Here is a 19,969-nt window from a genome sequence, read left to right on the forward strand (position 1 = left end):
ATGCCTGCCCCCGCAGCCCGGTACGCTGAACCCGGCAATGCCCCCGATGCGCTGTCCGTCCTGAATTCCGTGTTCGGCCTGCCCGCCTTCCGCGGCGCGCAGGAAGAAATCATTCGGCACGTGACCGAGGGCGGCAATTGCCTGGTGCTGATGCCGACCGGAGGAGGCAAGTCGCTGTGCTACCAGTTGCCGTCGCTGCTGCGCGAGGGCTGCGGCATCGTGGTGTCACCGCTGATCGCGCTGATGCGCGACCAGGTCGCGGGACTTCTGGAGGCCGGCGTCAACGCGGCCGTGCTGAACTCGACGCTGTCATTCGACGAGGCGTCGGAGGTCGAGCGGCGGCTATTGGCCGGCGACCTCGACCTGATCTATGTCGCGCCGGAACGGCTCCTGACGCCGCGCTGCCTTTCCCTGCTTGGCCAAGCCAACATCGCGCTGTTTGCAATCGACGAGGCGCATTGCGTGTCGCAATGGGGGCACGATTTCCGTCCCGAATATATCGGCCTGTCCGCGATCGCCGAGCGCTTTCCCGACGTGCCGCGCATTGCGCTGACGGCAACCGCCGACGAGATGACACGCAAAGAGATCGTGAGCCGGCTGGGACTATCAGGCGCACCGAGCTTCATCTCGAGTTTCGATCGCCCGAATATTCGCTACGAGATCGTCGAGAAGCAGAACGCCCCGGCCCAGCTCAAGGCCTTCATCAGCGAGCGGCACGCAGGTGACGCCGGTATCGTGTACTGCCTGTCGCGCGCCAAGGTCGAGGATACCGCCGAAGCGCTGAGCAACGCCGGCATTCCGGCCCTGCCCTATCACGCCGGTCTCGACGCCAGGGTCCGCGCCCGCAACCAGGACCGTTTCATCAACGAGGATGGCGTCGTGATCGTCGCCACCATCGCGTTCGGCATGGGGATCGACAAGCCCGACGTGCGCTTCGTGGCGCATCTCGATCTGCCGAAAAGCATCGAGGCCTACTATCAGGAAACCGGCCGCGCCGGGCGCGACGGCAAGCCGTCCAGCGCCTGGATGGCCTATGGCCTGACCGACATCGTGCAGCAGCGCCGCATGATCGACGAATCCGCCGGCTCCGATACGTTCAAGCGCGTCTCAATCGGCAAGCTCGACGCACTGGTGGCGCTGGCGGAAACCGCGGGCTGCCGGCGCAGCCGCCTGCTCGGCTATTTCGGCGAGGAGGCGACCTCCAGCAATTGCGGCAATTGCGACAACTGCCTGTCGCCGCCGCAGCTTCGCGACGGCAAAGTTGCCGCGCAAAAACTGTTGTCCTGCGCCTACCGCACCGGACAACGTTTCGGCGCCACGCATCTGATCGACGTGCTGGTCGGCCGGCTAACCGAGAAGATCACGCAGTTCGGCCACGACAAGCTGTCGGTGTTCGGCATCGGCCGTGAACTCAACGAGAAGCAATGGCGTGCCGTGATCCGGCAATTGGTAGCGATGGGCCATCTGCGAGCGGACAGCGAGGCCTTCAACGCGCTGAAGCTGACCGAGAGCGCGCGCAGCGTTCTGAGGGGCGAGACCGAAATCATGCTGCGCGAGGCAGCGCCGGGCACGCGCATTCGCGCAAGCCGCGCCAAATCAAGGCGTGGCGATCTGGCGCCACGCATCGAGGCGAGGCCGGCCGACGCCCCGCTTCAGGCCGCGCTTCGCGCATGGCGCTCGGAGATCGCGCGCCAGCGAGGCGTGCCGGCCTATGTCGTGCTGCATGATTCCACGCTCGACGGCATCGCCGCCGCGCGGCCGGCGACGCTGAACGCGCTTCGCGACATTCCCGGCATCGGCGACAAGAAGCTCGAACACTACGGCGACGAACTGCTCGCGGTGGTGCGCTCGGCAGATGCCTAGTTTAGGTTCGGGCTCACCCCCTCATCCGTTACGGAAGGTGTAAGCGTATCCGTTGATCGCGGGCGCGCCGCCGAGATGGGCGTAGAGCACCTTCGATCCCTTCGGGAAATAGCCCTTGTTCACGAGGTCGATCATGCCCTGCATGGATTTTCCCTCGTAGACGGGATCGGTGATCATGCCTTCGAGCCGCGCGCAGAGCCGGATGGCCTCCTTGGTCTCTTCTGACGGAACACCGTAAGCCGGATGGGCGTAATCCTCGACCAGGACGACGTCGTCCTCGACGATCTCCCTACCCAGCTCGACGAGACTTGCGGTATTGCGCGCGATGTCGAACACCTGGGCCTTGGTCTGGGCCGGGGTGAAGGATGCATCGATGCCGATCACCTTGCGCGCGCGGCCGTCCTTGGCAAATCCCACCAGCATGCCGGCATGGGTCGAGCCGGTGACCGTGCAGACCACGATGTAATCGAAGGAAAACCCTAGCTCCTTCTCCTGCGCGCGGACTTCTTCCGCAAACCCGACATAGCCGAGCCCGCCATATTTGTGCACGGAGGCGCCGGCGGGAATTGCATAGGGCTTGCCGCCCTTGGCCTTCACATCCGCAATCGCCTCTTCCCAGCTCTGGCGGATGCCGATGTCGAAACCTTCATCCACCAGCCGCACGTCCGCGCCCATCACACGGCTGAGCAGGATGTTGCCGACGCGGTCGTAGACCGGGTCCTCATGCGGCACCCAGCTTTCCTGCACCAGGCGGCACTTCATGCCGATCTTGGCCGCCACCGCCGCAACCATGCGGGTGTGGTTGGACTGCACGCCGCCGATCGAGACCAGCGTGTCTGCGTTGGAAGCGATCGCGTCGGGCACGATGTATTCGAGCTTGCGCAGCTTGTTGCCGCCGAAGGCGAGCCCCGAATTGCAGTCCTCGCGCTTGGCGTAGAGTTCGACCTTGCCGCCGAGATGCTGCGACAGCCGCTCCAGCTTTTCGATGTAGGTAGGCCCGAAAGTGAGCGGATAGCGTTCGAATTTCTTCAACATGGTCGTCCCCGTTGATGGTCTGATGTCGGGGCAATGCCTATCACCGCACGTCAGATAGGTGCTTTCAAAATTCCCACGGAGCTAGCGCTATTATTGCACTACTCCCGCGGCGCGGTGCATTATCGACCATTAGGTGGCATAGGAGCGGAACATTCTTTCATGCCCGGCAGGCTCGATCGTATCGACCTTAAGATATTGCGTTTGTTGCAAAATAGCGGCCGGCTGACCAATGCAGAGCTGGCCGAAACGGCCGGTGTCAGTGCCGCAACCTGTCACCGCCGCACCCAGCGCCTGTTCGACGAGGGATTCATAGCAGGGGTCAGGGCGATGGTGGCGCCGCGCAAGGTCGGCAAGGGCGCGCTCGTCATGGTCGGTGTCGTGCTCGACCGCTCCACGCCGGAAAGCTTTGCCGCCTTCGAGCGGGCGATCGCGCAACTCAAATTCGTGCTCGATTGCCACCTGGTGGCGGGCGATTTCGACTATTTCCTCAAGATCCGCGTCGGCGACATGGAGGATTTCAACCGCATCCACGGCGAACAGTTGATCGCGCTGCCGGGCGTTCGCCAGACCCGGACCTTCTTCGTCATGAAGGAGGTAGTCGACAACGCGCCGCTCGACTTCTGATGGCCTGAGGTATCACAAAACCGGCGCTATCCTCTTCCGATTGTCGCCCCCCGCCGGTCTGGCCAACACGGCGCCCGATGTCGTATCAACCGAACATGACCACGCGCCCTGGCCGTCGGGCTTTCGCCCTTGCCATCCTTCTCACGACAGCGCCGGCGCTCGCCTCCGACGAGCCCGATACCATCATCTTCGCGCTGATGTCCGGCAAGTGCAGCACGCTGAAGGTTGCCGGGCGGGACTTTGCCTGCCGGGCCGTGGCGTTCTTCCAGACCGAGGAAGGCCGCGCCAATTTTACCGTAGCGCTCGACGATCCCAGCGACGGCAGTCACACCATCACGTTCTCCGGTGACAACGGGCGAAGGCCGGAGGCCAATCTGTACGAACTGCCGATTGACCGAATGCTGCTGAAATCCAAGGACAGGCCGAAGGCCGACGGACTGCCGATACCATCGGTCGAATTGACGGCCGGCCTCTGCAAGCAGGTCGGAAACTTCGTGACGCTCGAAGTCTCCAGCATTTCCTGCACCGCGAGAGACAAGAACGGCAAGGCATACGAGTTGCAGTATCAGTCCGACGGCGCGCCGATGGCAGTGCGCCGCATCAAGCGGACGCGCATTGGCCGTCCCGCGGTGTCGCCGTTCGACGATGTAAAGTGAAGCCGCCGGCGGCTAGTGTCGATCTACGCATGGCTCGCGACTGCGCCGGCTTTACCGTGCGCCGCGTCGCTCGCGCCCGCTCCGCGTCGGCAGAATGGCGGCTGCGATGTCAAACGCGACCGCCCATCTCGGCTTTTCTTCCTCCGCGCCGGGCACGTTGATCTGAACGCCACCGCCGTCGCTGACGGTATAGGAGGCGGCCAGCACGGCGGCCTCGAGGGCGGCGCCCCGCGAATCGTAGACGCCGCCAATCTTGACGTTGTCGGCAAACACCGACCAGCCCAGCGGCGCCTTCACGACTTCAAACACCGATCGCTCCATGAGGTCTCCTATACGCGTCACCTGTATCGCTTCCGCCCCTCTCCGACGCGGCGAATCCTAGCGAACGAAGCGTGGCGCCGGGACGCTGACTTGTCGCCCATGGTCTTCGCTCGCACCTCGGAGGCCCGCAACCCCGTCAACGAATTCGCCGGCGGTGCCAACGCGATTTCCTTCCGCACGGCATCGACAATTCGATCGAACTCAACTTCGCTCATCGCACGCTCCATTGCGCCGGGCCGGCATTCTGCCGCCTGGACGATAAGAGGGACCGCGCTGACCACAGATCGCCATGCAAGTTTGTTGTTAGAAGGCTCGCCCGCGGTCGCTTCGATGGCAAAAAAGGGGTCGAAATCGGGAAGCGGCCGCCTCCCGCCATGCGAAATCGGTGGGCCCGATGCCCCAGCCCCGGGGCCCCCTTGGCCCAACTTGCCTCATGCGTGCTAGATTCGGCCACGAATCAGGAGGGTTTGCATGCCGGTAGATAGTGACAGCGCCATTGCGTGGCACCGCGCCCAGCTCAAGAAGCTTCGCGAGACATTGAGGGGCATCGAGACCGCCAGGTTCACGGTTGGCGAGTCCGCACAGTCGAGCAGGACTGGCAAGACCCAGAAGACCATTGCCGAGCTCGAGCAGAAAATACGGCAGTCGCAGCACATCATCGCCGCTTATGAGCGGCAGACCCGGCGGCCGCTTGCGACCGACCAGCGAAGCCTCGCCAGTGTGAGCTGGAGCGCCTGGAACGCCCAGACCGCGGCCGCAATTCGCGGTAGGCGTTGAAGGGACTGGAGGCGCAATTTCTAGTTCTTTGCCGTCTCTTTCTCCTTTGCCTTTGCCTTCGCCTTGCAGGAAATTAAGAACGTAAATCCCCGCGCATTGCGGGCGATTTCGGCCGTCTTCAACTCGGTCTTGGCGTCCGAGATCTGATACGGCACCACGCTGTTGTCGAGGAAATCCCGCAAGGCTCCCGTCTTGATGGCGAAATTGATGTTCTCGGGAATGTTGCCCGTGGCCCTCGCGAACTTGATGGCATTCAGTTTCGCCGCGACCACGCCGACCACGTCACCGCTTGCGGCCAATAGCGGCCCGCCGCTATTGCCGGGTTGAACGGCCGCACTGATCTGCAGGAAGCGCGTGTCGTTCAGGATCCCGCTGAGCGAGCTCACGATCCCGGTCGTTACCGTGAAATCGGATGTCAGCAATCCATGAAAGGGATAGCCGATCGCGACCACGCTGTCGCCGGACTGGATCGCCTTGTCCCTGATTTTGGCGACGTCCTTGAACGAGCCCGTCACCTGCAGCAGCGCCAGATCATTGGTCTCGTCGCTCGACACCAGGCGCAATTTGGCGGGTGCCTCCCCCGATAGATTGCCCAAAATGTCGCCGACGCATCCATGCACGACATGCGCATTGGTCACGAGATGTCCGTTCGTGCTCACCAGAAAGCCGGTGCCGGTCTGATCGAACAGTCGGTCGGGTTTGGCCGGCCCAGCATCCGGCACCGCCGCTGCGGCGACGGGCTTGGCGGCGGGCAGGACCGAAAAATCGCCGGCACTGGCCAATCCCGATTGCCTGATCTTGGCGACGCAATTCGCCAATACCGGCAATAGCTGGCCGGTCTGGTCGAGATTGAACTGGAAGAGCTGCCCCTGGGTATAGGCCGTCATGGCCTTCGCCCGCCGAAACTGGCTGATCAGCGCGGAGTTGTTCGGCATCGGCACGCGAACCAGCTTGTCGGCAATCGGGACGCCATGGACGTTGAATGGTTGCTGACCATCGAATGTCAGGGTCAGCGGAAAGGCTTCCCCGGTCCTCAGTCTCCATTGTTCGTGCATGAAGCCGAGGCTCCATCCGCCATTGCCGTCGATCATCACGACAAAATAGACGCCGCTGGCGTATTGGGCGCCTGCTGCACAATGCGAGAACGATCCGGTCTGATCGTGGGTGTAGGCTCCGCCCTTCCAGTTGCCGACGCTGATCGAGCCGTAGGGCCCACGCGCCTCTGCGTTCGAATTGGCAAAAATCGACCACAACAAAGCTGCAACCGCAGCAGCACGGCACGTCATCGGCACTTCCCCCACATTCCCAAGGCGAGCATATTTGGCTCTGCAACCAGTGTCCATTTGGACTGGCGCAGGGACCAAAATTTCCTCTCAGGGGAGCGGATCGCCCCGCTCTTCCCCGTGCCGCTGATGGTGCTTCTGCTTCGTCCGGGGGTTTCGACCGCCCCGGCGCCGGCGCGATAGCGGCAGTCCGGGCCTTTTTGGTACCCTTTGGCGCGGCCGTACCGGAAACGAGCCGTGCCGGTGCCCGTAGGAACGACCATACGCCCCAGGGACTACGACCATTTTCCTCCGGCCGGCCGCTCATTTTGATGGATCGCGCCTGGCATCTTGCATACGGTGCGGGCTCGTTGCCCTGGCCGCTTCCGGAATAAAGCCGGAATCAGGGACGTAAAAGACGTCGCGCCGCCGAGGGCGGATGCCAATTTGCAATACCCGGAGGAGAATGCCGTGAAGTCAAGAGTTGTCCGGTACGCCCTGTTTACCGTTCTGGCGGCGGTATCCGCCGTGGCCGGTCAGGCCCAAGCCCAGTCATGGCCGGAGAAGCCGATCACCTTCATCGTGCCGTTCGCGGCCGGCGGCGGTACCGACGCCTTTGCCCGCCCGTTGGCGGCTCAGCTCGACGCCCAATTGGGCAAGCGCGTGCTGATCGAAAACCGCGCGGGTGCCGGCGGCACCGTCGGCGCTTCCGCGGCGTCGAAGGCGGCGCCCGATGGCTACACCTTCTTCATGGGCGCGGCGCATCACGCCATTGCTCCTTCGCTCTATCCCAACCTCGACTACAACTTCGAGAAGGATTTTATTGCGGTGGCGCTGGTCGCGCGGCCGCCGCAGGTAGTGGTCGTCAATCCGGAAAAGGTTGCCGCCAAAACGCTGGCCGAGTTCATCGCCTACGCCAAAGCCAATCCGGGCAAATTGAACTATGGCTCCGCGGGCGCCGGCACCACGCATCATCTCGCGGGCGAACTGTTCAAGATTCTGACCAAGACCAATCTTCAGCACGTCCCGTATCGCGGGGCCGGCCCCGCGATGCAGGATCTCATCGCCGGCCACGTGCCTGTTGTCTTCGACGGGCTCGGCTCGTCGGCAGCACCGATGAGGGCCGGACAGTTGCGGGCGCTGGCCGTCGCGGCGCCAAAACGCGTGCCCGCATTCCCGGATCTTCCGACCGCCGCCGAAGCAGGCCTTCCCAGCTATGAAGTGTCGACCTGGTACGGCCTGTTCGCACCGAAGAACACGCCGCCGGCGATCGTCGAGCAGATGGCCAAGGAGGTGCAGAAGGCCATGCAGACGCCCGCCATCAAGGAAGCCTGGGAGCGCAACGGCTCCGACGTTCCTGATGTCGCCGGTCCTGCCTTCGCGAAAATGGTGTCGTCGGAAGTCGAGCGCTGGCGCAAGGTCGCGACCGAAGCGAACGTGAAGCTGGATTAGCCCGGCAGCCCAGGCGCGGCATCGTTTCATGACGAGTTCGCCGCGCCGGGCTCGCCGGCTAGAGCTGGAAAACGCTCTAGTTCTACTGCGTCATAACTTCTCAACCCTCATCCTGAGGAGCCCGCAGAGCGGGCGTCTCGAGGGATGTAGGCCACAGCAGCCGGGGCCTCATGGTTCGAGACGCGCTTCGCGCTCCTCACCATGAGGGTTTATGACGCAGTGGGGCTAGTTGCCGCCGCGCACGCCATAACGCATGAAGTCGTCATCGATTCCGGCCCGCAGCGTCTTCGCTGCGGAAATATCGGCATCGCCGCCAGCCTTGTCGCCGCTCTTGAGCCTGGCAAGCCCGCGCCCATAAAACGCACTCGCCAGCTTGGAATCGAGGCGTAGCGCGGCACTGAAATCATTGATCGCCGCGCCGGCTTCCCCCATCTTCAAGTGAATCAGTCCGCGCGAATCATATGTGGCGGCGTCGTTCGGCCATGACTGAAGCACCTTGTTGCAGTCCTCAAGCGCCGCCTGCAACGAGCCGAGGATGGCCCGGGTCCAGCAGCGTCCGCTCCAGGCAGCTTCCAGATTGGGCTCAAGACGAATTGCCTCGTCGTAATCTCGCGCCGCGCGATCGTACTTGTGCTTTTTCAGGAGAACCCCGGCGCGGTTGACGAAAGCTCGGGCGTAATTCGGGTTGAGTTTGATCGCTTCGTCAAGAGATTTGAGGGCGAGGTCGTATGCGCCTTTCCTCAAGTAAGCCGCGCCGCGGTTGTTGAAGGGTTTTGCGTTAGTCGGATCGAGTTTGATCGATTGATCGAAATCCGGGAGAGCGCGGTCAACGTCCCCCGCTGCCGTATGGGCGTTGCCACGATTGTTATAGGCGATCGCAAGCGCCATCGTCGTACCCTGACCGGAGTCGATGAATGCCGTGCAACCATTGATCCGGACTGCAAACGACGTGCGATCCGACCCGTTGCATAGCTGAATGTTTTCGAGATAGTCGCTCTTCTTGGGGGTCTGCGCGGCCGCCAGCGACGCCAGTAGCAGCAAGGCACAAGCAGGCGCGAGGCCCGGAATGACGCGCCGGCTCGCACTGCATTTCATATCAGGCTCTCCGATCTTGGCACTGGCGAATGGGCGGGGTCCTCGATTTTAACTCCTGGACCTCGATGGCTGACAGCTCACTCGCACAGCTAATGGACCTAGCATCCCCGACAGATGTTCAGATTTGATTTTGGATACGGCTTTTCGTCGGGTTGCTGTACCGCTGACGCTGCCGGCTTTCGCGTGACCCTGCTTTTGCCTTCTTCAATGAGCGTCGAAAATCTGACTGTCCCATCATCCGAAATTTCGACGCGTGGCGTGGTGCCGCGAATGCCCATGGTCGCGACCGGGGTGTCGACTTTCATATCGCCGGTCTTCGCGACTTTGCCTGCGACAAAGGTGAAGGTTCCCTTGGTTAGACTGAACAAGGTCGCGTTGGATTGACTATTTGGATCGTACACGAACTCGTTCAAAACCATGCGCGCGTTGTTCGACAGATTGAAGGACGTGCCGTCGGTGAAGTTGATGCCGACCCGACCGTCAGCGCCGGTCGCAACTGCATCGCCCTGATAGACGAGATCACCTACCTTCGCCTGACCAGCCTGACCTGAGGTGCTCGCCTGAATGACTGCCGCACTCGCACGTTCAATCGTGACCGAACCCGTGGCGACAACAACTTTCCCAATCGGCTTCGACGCGAAATCCTGAACGGCGGGCCTGACTTGCGCGTGAGCCGGCCCGGCGAAAAAGCCGGCTGTCGCCAGAACGAAGCCTGTCATCAATGCGGCAATCGCATGCGTGCACATGATCCCCCCTTTCTGAGAAGATCCTGTCCGAGAGACCGCTCACGGGGCTGTTTGAACCGCCGGTCAAGACGACCTTAGACCCGATGCCGGGGGAAGGCATCATCTACCGCTCGCTCAAAAGGATTACTCCTTTTGAGCCTACAGCCTAATGGCCATGGATTGGGCTAACCTTGAGTCAGGACATTTCGGCGGCTAGCCAGCGAGGGCTGGCCGCGCAAGATATTTTGACCTCACGGGCTGGACATAACCAGACCCCACGACAAATCGCACGCGGCAAGTTGCAAACGGGGTTGGAGCCATGCTCGTTGGGGCCCACGCCGAGGCCGGAGACGAAGGTAAGGCCGCTGCGGCCTCGCTTCACCAAGTTGTCGGCAACCATCAGACCGCCGCCGATTCCGGTACCCTCAGGCGTGCGACCCGCACTGCCGCTCAAGCCGCGGTCGGCGATCCGCAAACTCGGGCGCATGCCGGCAGGTTCGGCATGCTGTGGCTCACAGCACTGACGTTCTCGCTTATGAAGGAGGCCCGGGCCGCCGACCCTGACGTCACGTTCCTGGACGACGGCAACATCACATACAAGGACCTCGAGCATGGCGCATTCGAGCTGGTCACCAAGGAGGTGATCCCTCGACACTTCCTCGTCGACGATCCCGGACAGACTATCATCCTGCGTTCGCAGGGGTCCACGATCAGCGTGACTCAGAGCACGAATTCCGCCGCGCGAATGGCTGAATTACAAGCGGCCCAGCAGGAAGCGCTCGCCACCTACGAGAAGGGACTGGGGTCGACGGGATCAGGCACGCCTCCTCCCCTGGAGCGACTGCCGGTGCAACCGATCAATTTCATTGAGATTGATGATTCTGCCCCGGAGCAGGATTTGCCGGCTTTGCCCGCGGTGATCCTCGCATCAGCCCCGGAGATGATTATCGGACAGCTGCCGCCTCCCCCGCCGGTGCCGCCGACGCTGAATGCGGTGATCGGGCCGACCGAAATTGACACCTCGGTCTTTGACGTCTTCACCGCGTCAAGCGGCACTTTCCTTGCCAGCAGTCCCAACAGTGCCGCGACACTGACCTTCGGTGTGAGCGGAGGAACAGCCGGCAGCACCGTACTCGACGGGACAACGTACAATGTATCGAAGGCTGGCCCCTACGGCACGCTTTATGTCGACAGCATGACCGGCGCCTATACGTTCGTTCCGGATAATGACGCGATCAACGCGCTGACCGAACCCACCACCACTGATTTCACTATTACCGTATTTGACGGGACGCTCTCGGCCAATCAAACCTTTACGATCGCCATCAACGGCACCAACGACGCGGCCATCGTCTCCGGCGCCACTGACGCCACGGTGATCGAGGCCAGCGGCCTCGCCAACGCATCACTCGGCGCGCCGAGCGCCAGCGGAACGCTCACCAGCATCGACGTCGACAACGCGCCCAATACTTTCACTGCAGTCAGCACTCCGACCGCGAGCGCGGAGGGCTTCGGCACCTTCACGATGACGACGGCCGGCGTGTGGACCTACACCATCGATGATTCCAGCAGCGCGGTCCAGGCCCTCAACGTCGGCGACACGCTGACCGACTCCTTCACGGTGACTACCATCGACGGCACCCCACAGGTGGTGACGGTCATCATCAACGGCACCAACGATGCAGCGGTCATTTCCGGCACTACTACCGGCTCAGTGACCGAGGACGGTGGCACCAAGTGCGACTTGCCGACCACGACCGGCACACTCACAGTTACCGATGTCGATAACGCGCCCGGTTTTGTGGCGGTCAACTGCCCGACAGCCAGCGATGCCGGCTACGGCACCTTCACGATGACGGCAGACGGCGTGTGGACCTACACGCTCGACGACAGCAACTGCGCGGTGCAGGCACTTAATGTCGGAGACAAGCTGACAGACACTTTCAAGGTGACTTCCCTGGACGGCACTGTGCAGCTGGTGACGGTTACCATCAATGGCACCAACGACGCCGCCATCATTTGCGGAACCAAGGAAGGGTCGGTCATCGAGGCTGGCGGCGTGGCCAATTCGGTATCTTGTAAACCAACTGCGACCGGCACGCTCACCGACACCGACGTTGACAATACTCCCAACACCTTTGCGGCGATCGACTCGCCAAAGGCGAGCGCGGGTGGCTACGGCACCTTCACCATGACGTCGGATGGCGTCTGGACCTACACGCTCGATAACACCAATTGCGAAGTGCAAGCGCTCAACGATTGCGACACGCTAACCGACTGCTTTACAGTGACCACCATCGACGGCACCCCGCAGGTGGTGACAATCACCATCAACGGCGCCAACGACGCCGCCGTCATTTGTGGCGCCACGACCGGCTCAGTAACCGAAGCTGGCGCTTGCACATATGGTACGCCGTTCGCCACCGGCACGCTCACCGATACCGACGTCGACAACACGCCCAACACCTTCACGGCAGTGTGCTCGCCGATGGCGAGCAATGCCGGCTATGGCACCTTCACGATGACGGCGGATGGCGTCTGGACCTACGAGCTCGGCAACGCCAATTGCGAAGTGCAGGCGCTCAACGACTGCGACACGCTGACCGACACCTTCACGGTGACCACCATCGACGACACCGCACAGGTGGTGACAATCACCATCAACGGCGCCAACGACACGTTCCACTTCAAGGACAATATGTCCGACGTCAGCACTTCGGGTGTCATCGACCTTGCAGAGAGCGCCCCGGCGTCAATCAGTTCCCAGGAAGACGCTGCAGGACCGCCAGCGATTTCAGAGGCAGCCAATACGATCGACTCGTCCGACAGTTTCGTTTGGAATCAGCCGGGCAACGCTGTCACTACCCACGCGCCCCAGGATCTGATCGTGTGACGGAGTGGCGCCGATTGCAGCGCCGCCATTTCCGTATCTCACGCGGCGCTCACTTCGCTTCGCTCGCCTTGATTCCCGAGCTTTCAACGAGCTTGGCCACACGCGTTAGATCGCTGGCGAACAGGCGCGCGTGCGCCTCGGGCGACAGCTCGTTTTCGGGAAACGGCAAGGTACCGAGCTGCTTCAGTTTCTCCAGCAGCGTCGGGTCGGCCAGTGCTGCACGGAGCGCTGAATTCAGCGCGCCGATGGTCTCCTTGGGCGTGCCCTTCGCGACGTACAGTCCATGCCACATCGAGTAGCTGACCTCGGGCATGCCAAGCTCGGCGGTGGTCGGCACGTCCTTCAATTGTTCGAGCCGCTCCGGCGAGGTGATGGCGATGCCGTGCAGCGTTCCGGCCTGGATCTGCGGCAGCGCGTTGGTTACCTGATCCCACAAAAGATCTATCTGCCCCGCCAGCAGATCGGATATGGCCGGCGCCGATCCGCGATAGGCCGCGACCGTGGGCTTGAAGCCGAGCACATTGCCCATCATCACGGCGCACAAATGACTGTTGGTCCCGAGGCCGCCATGCGCGAAGTTCGCCTTGTCGCGTTGCGCCTTGATCCAGTCCACAAAGTCCTTCGGCCCCGCGCCGGGGATCGACTTGCGGCCAATTAGAACCATCGGCGCGTTGTTGACGAGGCCGACCGGCTCAAACGCCGTTTTGGTATCATAGCGCAGGTTGGTGAACAGGCTGGGAGCCGCAAGCAGCGCGACGTGATTGATGAGGATCGTGGTGCCGTCAGGCGCCGATCGGGCCACGCGATCATTGGCCAGCGTGCTGCCGCCTCCGACCACGTTCTCGATAATGACGGTCTGGCCGAGCGTGCGCGACATCCGCTCGCCGATCAGACGCGCGACGGTGTCGGTGCCGCCGCCCGCCGCAAAGGGCACCACCAGTGTCACCGTCTTGGCGGACGATTGCGCGTGCGCCTGTGGCGAGAGTGCCGCAACCAGCAGGCCGAGGCTCATGATTACACGTCTGAAGGGTAAATCGATCACGACGGCGTCCTCCCAAGTCATTCTTTTTGTTGTGATGCCGCGTTGTCGCGGACGTGTGCTCATTGGCAAAGCCACGCCGCAGCAACGGCCTGGCTCCGCATGACCTCGGATCATGCTGATTGCGCTTCCGCAAATCAAATGGAAAGCGAGCGTAGCTCGCCGGCAGATTGGCGTGATACCATGTCCTCAAGGCGCAGATGGCATCAGGACGGATTTGAAATGAGCGAGGCTGCATATGTTGCGGTCGATTGGGGCACGAGCAGTTTTCGGCTTTGGCTGGTCGACCGGACCGGCAACGTGCTGGGGGAGCGGCGCAGCCACGAGGGCATGATGGCTGCAGGCAAGCTTGGCTTCGCAACCGTGCTGCGATCGCATCTGGAAGCCGTCGGCGCCGCGGACGGGCTGCCTGTTGTCATCTGCGGCATGGCCGGCGCCCGGCAGGGGTGGATCGAAGCCGGATATGTCGAGACGCCGGCGCGGCTCGCATCGCTCCTGAAGCAGGCCGTCGTGGTGCCAGGACAGGACCGTGACATCCGCATCCTCCCGGGAATAGCGCAACGAGACCCCAAGGCGCCGGACGTCATGCGGGGCGAGGAGACACAGTTGCTCGGTGCCTTGGGCGTCGATGCGGCTGACGAGGCGCTTGTCTGCATGCCGGGCACCCATTCGAAATGGGTCAGGGCGAAGGGCGGCACCGTCGAGCGCTTCGCCACGTTCATGACGGGCGAGCTGTTCGACGTCGTGTCGCGCGAAACGATCCTGTCCCACGCGGTGGCCGGCGCCGATGAAGCCGAAGATGTCGACGCATTCAAGTCGGCAGTCATTGCCGCCTTTGAGGCGCCAGCGTTCGCTGCCAATCTGTTGTTCCAGGTGCGATCGGGTCAGCTCCTCTATGGCGGCAAGCCATCCTCGGCCCGCGAAAAAATATCGGGCACGCTCATTGGCCTTGAACTGGCGGCGGGGCTCGCCGAAGCGCCCAAGGCGGGCATCACGCTAGTGGCGTCAGGAAGGCTCCAGATGCTTTACCAATTGGCGTTTGATACGGTTTCCGTTCCCGTCCGATCAATCGGTGCCGAGGATGCGGTCCGTCGCGGCCTTGCAATGGCCGCTCACTCGATTTGGAACGTATGAAGGATCAGACGATGAGCGTTGTCCCATTTCCCCCGATGAAGCGTCCGCTGGTCGCGATCCTGCGCGGCGTGAGACCCGAAGAGGCGGAGGATATCGTCAGCGTGCTGATCGACAGCGGCATGACGGCGATCGAGATCCCGCTCAACTCGCCGGAGCCGTTCCGCTCCATCGAGATCGCCGTCAGGAAGGCGTCCGCCGGAATCCTGGTTGGGGCTGGCACGGTCTTGACGCTGGACGATGTCGCCCGGCTCCACGACGTCGGTGGCCGGCTTCTCGTAACTCCCAACGTCGACCCTGAAATCATTGCCAGCGCGCGGGCACGCGGCATGGTCACGATGCCCGGCGTCTTTACCCCGACGGAGGCGCTGCTTGCCGCCAAGGCTGGCGCCTCAAGCCTCAAATTCTTTCCCGCGAGCGTGCTTGGCGCGGCGGGCATCACCGCGATCCGCGCTGTTCTCCCCGCGGACCTGATGATCGCCGCCGTCGGCGGCGTCTCCGACAAGAACTTCGTGGATTACACGAAGGCCGGCATTCTGGCGTTCGGCCTCGGCAGCAGCCTCTACAAGCCTGGCATGACGGCGGCGGAAGTAGCCGCGCGCGCCAAGGCAACGATTGAGGCGTATGACTTGGCTGTTCAACAGCGGTAGGACCGGCCCGCCGTCGCTTGCCCTCCGTCGCGCGTATGCCGCGCCGAAGCGCACGCGAAGGCGGATGGCGGAGAGAGTTACCTGGAATCCAACGTTCTCCATCTGCGGTCGGGTACCCGCCCCGGCGCGGACCGTGCTGGCGAAACGTGTGAGTTCGAAAAGTGCCCAGGACCAGACATTCGACCCCTGCGGGCGGCTAACCCGCAGGGACTTCTGTGCATTTGTTTGTCGCCGTGGAATTGCTTTTCTGCCTAATTGTGCATCGCAATCCTGAACCGATCGCCGCGGCCATTCATCCGCTGGCACCCAGACGGCCGCTAAGCTAGCATTGGGATCATTTGAATGGAGCGGTGGCGCGCACTCCTATAGGGAAGTCCAAGGCGGGCGCCGTCTGGGCATACTGCAATGGCCAACATATCTGCTTCGCCAAAGCCCATGCCACCCCGCGGCTATTTGGCCGTCATCCGTAGCATCGACAAGTTCACGGAATTGACCGGGTACCTCTTCGTCCTCTCGATCATTCCCCTGATCTGCGCCAATGTGGTCGAGGTTTTTGCCCGCTACGTCCTGGGGGATCCCACGGTGTGGGCCCTGGATGTGACGACGATGTCCTACGCGACCTTGTTCATGCTGGGCTCGGCATTGGCGCTCCTGAAGGGCGCTCACATCCGAACCGATGTACTGTGGGAGGCATTCTCGGATCGCACGAAAGGCATGATCGACAGCTTGGCGTTCCTGCTGTTCTTCCTGCCGACAATGGTCGTACTGTTCTTCCTCTCGATAGACGATTTCCTGTACTCGCTCTCGATCGACGAACGCGGAAGCTCCGGCGCGTGGACGCCGGTCCTGTGGCCGCTGCGCGGGGTTATTCCGCTGACGGCCTTCATGCTGTTCTTGCAGGGTATCTCGGAGCTGATGAAGAGCCTCTGGGCCTGGCGAACCGGCGCATTCTTGGCCAGGCACGAGAAGATCGAGGTCTGAACAACCATGACCGCCGCCGAAGCTCTCGGAATTGCCATGCTCGTCGGTATGGTCCTCGTCATTTTCATCGGTTTTCCGATTTCCTTCACGCTGCTGTTTCTCGCCCTCGTCTTTGGTGGCATTGGCCTTGGGTGGGAGCAGACTTTCAATCTCGGCTACCTGCAAATCTGGGGCACGATGAAAGACGAGATCTTTCCCGCCGTGCCGCTGTTCATCTTCATGGGCTACATGACCGAACAGGCCGGACTCATGGAGCGGCTGTTCGTGGCTTTGCGCAGCGTTCTCGCGCCGGTGCGCGGATCGCTCTATTTGGCCGTGATTCTAACGGCAACTATTTTTGCGATGGCGACCGGCATCGTGGGCGCCGCGGTGACCGTGCTCGGCATAATGGCCGGATCGATGATGATCAAAATCGGCTACGACGCGCGGCTGTCAGCGGGTGCAATCGCCGCCGGCGGTACGCTCGGCATTCTGGTCCCTCCGAGCGTAATGCTGGTAGTCATGGGCCCGGTCATGGGCGTGCCCGTCAATCTTCTTTATTCAGCGGCTTTCGGCCCGGGCTTTCTGCTCGCTGGCTGTTATATTGCCTATACGCTCGTCCGCAGCTTGATCAATCCGAAGCTCGGTCCAGCCATGACCATGGAGGAGCGCACAGCCACCTACGACGCGATGACGACGGAAAAGGTAGGCGCTCCTGTAGTCGGATTGGGTCTCGCGTGCCTGGTCGCATTGGCGTATCTGCTGCTCGATTTGTTGTTAAGCCAAGCGCGTGTACCGCGTCTGTCGTTTGCGATCGGGCCGTTTAGCCTATCGGCCATCGCTTCGGTGTTAGCGATTCTGACGGCTTACCCCTACTTCCGGAACGCCTACTTTCGCGCCATCATGCTCGGCATTGCACCTCTCAGCGCGCTGATCGGATTTACCCTCGGAACCATCGTCAGTGGAATCGCCACGCCGACCGAGGCAGCCTCGTGCGGGGCTTTCGGCGCTATCCTCCTTGCATTCTTTTACGGCCGGCTCAGCGTGCAATCGATCAGCAACGCGGCCATCGGCACGATGGTGACCTCGGCCATGGTGCTGTTTCTGGCGGTGGCCTCGACGGTGTTCGGCGCTGTCTTCACCAAGCTGGGTACGGCGAACTTGATTACCAATTATCTGCTCGCCCTTCCGCTGAGTGACTGGTGGAAGCTCGCGTTGATCATGGTGATCTTTTTCGTTCTCGGCTGGCCGTTCGAATGGCCCGTGATCATCCTGGTCTTTCTTCCGATTGTTTTGCCGGTGGTCGAAAAGCTCCAGTTCGGCTTGAACAAGCTCGACCTGCTGATTTGGTTTGGCGCACTGACCGCCGTCAATATGCAGACGTCGTACTTGAGCCCACCCGTTGCAATGTCGGCGTACTACCTGCGGAATGTCGTTCCGCAATGGAGCTTGAGCACGATTTACCGGGGCATGTCCGACTATATGGTGATTCAGGTCATAGTCCTGGCGCTGCTGCTGTTGTTCCCGCAAATCGCACTGTGGTTGCCGAACATTGTCAGGTAAGCAGCGATCGGCTGCTCATTATACCAAGAAGGGCGGCCTCGGCCGCCCTTCCAGCTATGTCCTCCATTCACCAGAACATGATCCGGAATAGTCGGTACCGGTTCTCCCTCGGGACAAACGCGAAGCGTTTGCCCGGAGATCTTGCTCAATCAACCTGGAGCGCGATGGCGATTCAATATGATGCCATCGCGTTCAAGGCCGTCTCATTCTTTAACGGGCCAGTAGTGGTCCGCCTGCAAAGCGTAGGGCGGGAACATGAAGCGCTTGGCGGGCACGACCTTGGCGGCATAGGCCTTTTGAGATTCGAAGACTTTCTTGAAGAACGGGTTCTTGGCGGCCTCCGCCGCGGCAAACTCATCCCAGGCTTTGAGGAAGGCCTGATTGACCTCGGGCGGCGTCGTCAGGAGCTTAACTCCGTGCTTCTCCTTAAACTCTGCGATCGCGTCCGCGTTTTGTCGCTGGAAGCTGGCCCACCAGCGCAGGAACGTCTCTGATGTGGCCGACTTGATGGCTTCCTTGTTCTGATCCGGCAAGCTGTCCCACACGTCCTTGTTGATCGCGATCTCAGCGACAGAGGCGCTCTCATGCATGCCGGGTGTGTAGTGGTATTTCCAGACCGTATGCAGGCCGAGTCGCAAATCCTCGACGCCGCCGACCCACTCGGCACAATCGATTGTGCCGCGCTCTGCGGCGGGCAGGATCTCACCGCCCGGCATGTTGACGACCGCCATCCCCATCTTGGCATAGAGCTGCGAGACGATGCCGGTCTGCCGGCACTTCATTCCCCTGAAGTCGGGCAGGTCCTTGATCGGACGCTTGAACCAGCCGAGTGCCTGCGGGCTCGGCGGAATGCTCGGAAACGCCACCAGATTGAGCTTGAGCTCCTTCTGGTAGAACTCGTTCCACAGATCGAGACCGCCGCCCTCGTAGACCCATCCAATGAAGTCGACGGCATCCATGCCGAAAATGCCCGCCGGTGTATTGGCGAACAGCGTCGCGGTGACGCTCTTGCCGTACCACCAGTAGGAGATGCCATAGGCACCGTCGATCACCTTCTTGTGCGTGGCATCCAGGATCTCGAACGGCGGAACGACCGCGCCGCCCGGCAGCGCCTCGATCTTGAGATTGCCGCCGGTCAGCTTGTCGACGCGGTCGGCAAAAAACTTGAGAGCATCGTGCGTGGTGGATGACGGCGGAACCGCCGATTGTATCTTGAGGACCCGAGGCTGTTGGGCGAGCGCTGTGCCCGCGAACGCCAACGTGGCGGAGGTTACTGCGAACAGAGCGACTTTCCTAAGCGAACTCATTTTCATCGGACGTCTCCCTCCCTTTTGCTTTTCTCCCTTTTGGCAGAGTGCGGGCTAGCCAGTGGCTGGCCAGCACACGAGTAGCCTACAGCGGTAAGGTGCTGTCAGCCAGTGCGGCCCTGTGGCGTTCGTTAGCCTCCAACAAGATGAACCCGCAGGCCGTTAAGGCAGCCGTCCGGCCACCCCCGGTTCGTGATCGGGCCAGACAGCCGCTCGCGGCGGCAAAAAGGACCCTCCGGGCAGCGGCGAAGCTGGTCGAATAGATGGGCTGGACAATTTGAGGGCTGGCGGAGAGAGTGTCAGTCAATCCCCATTGAAAGATCGGGAGTTTTCGATCTTTCCAGACCAAAACCCACGATTTGAGCAACAGCCTGAGAAGGCCTATGCGCCTTCCGGACGATGCCGCCGCGCCGGGTCGCCGTGGCCCGCACCAAAAATATCGAAAACAACCCCATGCAAAGTAGCTGGCGGCCGCCGCACCGACCGTTCGGACCGAAACCTTGACACGTCGGGCAAATCGGCGGCACAATTTCATCATCCCAAAATCCGCTAAAACGATCCCGGGCCCGCAACGGATGCTGTCCGCTGTGACGTCAGGCGAAAGCTGGTTCAGAAC

Annotated in this window: 17 protein-coding genes; 10 read left to right on the forward strand and 7 right to left on the reverse strand. The window is 61.9% G+C overall.

Annotated elements, in window-relative coordinates; genetic code table 11:
* Positions 1–1,863: a DNA helicase RecQ gene (gene recQ, locus YUO_RS0139055; protein ID WP_028351967.1), complete on the forward strand. Its 1,863-nt coding sequence runs from the start codon at positions 1–3 to the stop codon at positions 1,861–1,863.
* Positions 1,864–1,884: 21 nt separating this feature from the next.
* On the opposite strand, the gene YUO_RS0139060 is transcribed toward recQ, so the two are convergent.
* A complete protein-coding gene (locus tag YUO_RS0139060) occupies positions 1,885–2,898 on the reverse strand; it encodes a 1-aminocyclopropane-1-carboxylate deaminase (protein WP_028351968.1) in 1,014 nt (337 codons plus the stop codon).
* A gap of 159 nt (positions 2,899–3,057) precedes the next feature.
* On the opposite strand from YUO_RS0139060, the gene YUO_RS0139065 reads away from it, so the two are divergent.
* Together YUO_RS0139065 and YUO_RS43505 are read left to right on the forward strand one after the other, a co-directional pair.
* On the forward strand, positions 3,058–3,522 hold the full coding sequence (locus YUO_RS0139065) for an Lrp/AsnC family transcriptional regulator (RefSeq protein ID WP_028351969.1): 465 nt from the start codon (positions 3,058–3,060) through the stop codon (positions 3,520–3,522).
* 95 nt (positions 3,523–3,617) lie between these two features.
* Positions 3,618–4,178, forward strand: a complete 561-nt coding sequence (locus YUO_RS43505; protein ID WP_051379896.1) for a hypothetical protein — start codon at positions 3,618–3,620, stop codon at positions 4,176–4,178.
* Positions 4,179–4,229: 51 nt separating this feature from the next.
* On the opposite strand, the gene YUO_RS43510 is transcribed toward YUO_RS43505, so the two are convergent.
* Positions 4,230–4,499, reverse strand: coding sequence for a hypothetical protein (locus tag YUO_RS43510; protein WP_035728636.1), 270 nt, complete (start codon positions 4,497–4,499; stop codon positions 4,230–4,232).
* 471 nt (positions 4,500–4,970) lie between these two features.
* Here YUO_RS43510 and YUO_RS0139085 point away from each other — a divergent pair, with 471 nt between their 5' ends.
* Complete coding sequence (locus tag YUO_RS0139085; RefSeq protein ID WP_028351971.1) at positions 4,971–5,276, forward strand: hypothetical protein; 306 nt, start codon at positions 4,971–4,973, stop codon at positions 5,274–5,276.
* A 20-nt stretch (positions 5,277–5,296) separates the two neighbouring features.
* Here YUO_RS0139085 and YUO_RS0139090 read toward each other — a convergent pair whose 3' ends face one another.
* Positions 5,297–6,562, reverse strand: a complete 1,266-nt coding sequence (locus tag YUO_RS0139090; RefSeq protein ID WP_028351972.1) for a S1C family serine protease — start codon at positions 6,560–6,562, stop codon at positions 5,297–5,299.
* Positions 6,563–7,009: 447 nt separating this feature from the next.
* Here YUO_RS0139090 and YUO_RS0139095 point away from each other — a divergent pair, with 447 nt between their 5' ends.
* Positions 7,010–7,990 (forward strand): Bug family tripartite tricarboxylate transporter substrate binding protein, encoded by a 981-nt coding sequence (locus tag YUO_RS0139095; RefSeq protein ID WP_028351973.1) that lies wholly within the window; start codon positions 7,010–7,012, stop codon positions 7,988–7,990.
* 225 nt (positions 7,991–8,215) lie between these two features.
* Here YUO_RS0139095 and YUO_RS0139100 read toward each other — a convergent pair whose 3' ends face one another.
* Together YUO_RS0139100 and YUO_RS0139105 are read right to left on the reverse strand one after the other, a co-directional pair.
* Entirely contained in the window at positions 8,216–8,878 is a 663-nt protein-coding gene (locus YUO_RS0139100; RefSeq protein ID WP_235782972.1) for a tetratricopeptide repeat protein, read from the reverse strand.
* Positions 8,879–9,183: 305 nt separating this feature from the next.
* Positions 9,184–9,831 (reverse strand): FecR family protein, encoded by a 648-nt coding sequence (locus YUO_RS0139105; protein WP_028351975.1) that lies wholly within the window; start codon positions 9,829–9,831, stop codon positions 9,184–9,186.
* Positions 9,832–10,129: 298 nt separating this feature from the next.
* On the opposite strand from YUO_RS0139105, the gene YUO_RS44275 reads away from it, so the two are divergent.
* A complete protein-coding gene (locus YUO_RS44275) occupies positions 10,130–12,703 on the forward strand; it encodes a VCBS domain-containing protein (protein WP_051379885.1) in 2,574 nt (857 codons plus the stop codon).
* Between the two features lie 49 nt (positions 12,704–12,752).
* On the opposite strand, the gene YUO_RS0139115 is transcribed toward YUO_RS44275, so the two are convergent.
* Positions 12,753–13,745, reverse strand: coding sequence for a Bug family tripartite tricarboxylate transporter substrate binding protein (locus YUO_RS0139115; protein WP_198028185.1), 993 nt, complete (start codon positions 13,743–13,745; stop codon positions 12,753–12,755).
* A gap of 219 nt (positions 13,746–13,964) precedes the next feature.
* On the opposite strand from YUO_RS0139115, the gene YUO_RS0139120 reads away from it, so the two are divergent.
* The 4 genes from YUO_RS0139120 to YUO_RS0139135 all read left to right on the forward strand — a co-directional run bounded on the left by YUO_RS0139120 (position 13,965) and on the right by YUO_RS0139135 (position 18,046).
* Positions 13,965–14,876, forward strand: coding sequence for a 2-dehydro-3-deoxygalactonokinase (locus YUO_RS0139120; RefSeq protein ID WP_028351977.1), 912 nt, complete (start codon positions 13,965–13,967; stop codon positions 14,874–14,876).
* A gap of 11 nt (positions 14,877–14,887) precedes the next feature.
* Positions 14,888–15,523, forward strand: coding sequence for a 2-dehydro-3-deoxy-6-phosphogalactonate aldolase (locus YUO_RS0139125; protein WP_028351978.1), 636 nt, complete (start codon positions 14,888–14,890; stop codon positions 15,521–15,523).
* 405 nt (positions 15,524–15,928) lie between these two features.
* Positions 15,929–16,504 (forward strand): TRAP transporter small permease subunit, encoded by a 576-nt coding sequence (locus YUO_RS43520; protein WP_083754906.1) that lies wholly within the window; start codon positions 15,929–15,931, stop codon positions 16,502–16,504.
* A 6-nt stretch (positions 16,505–16,510) separates the two neighbouring features.
* Positions 16,511–18,046: a TRAP transporter large permease gene (locus tag YUO_RS0139135; RefSeq protein ID WP_028351979.1), complete on the forward strand. Its 1,536-nt coding sequence runs from the start codon at positions 16,511–16,513 to the stop codon at positions 18,044–18,046.
* A 203-nt stretch (positions 18,047–18,249) separates the two neighbouring features.
* On the opposite strand, the gene YUO_RS43525 is transcribed toward YUO_RS0139135, so the two are convergent.
* Positions 18,250–19,359: a TRAP transporter substrate-binding protein gene (locus YUO_RS43525; protein ID WP_083754907.1), complete on the reverse strand. Its 1,110-nt coding sequence runs from the start codon at positions 19,357–19,359 to the stop codon at positions 18,250–18,252.
* Positions 19,360–19,969 lie beyond the last annotated feature (610 nt).

This window comes from Bradyrhizobium murdochi (assembly GCF_000472965.1).
GTDB lineage: Bacteria > Pseudomonadota > Alphaproteobacteria > Rhizobiales > Xanthobacteraceae > Bradyrhizobium > Bradyrhizobium murdochi.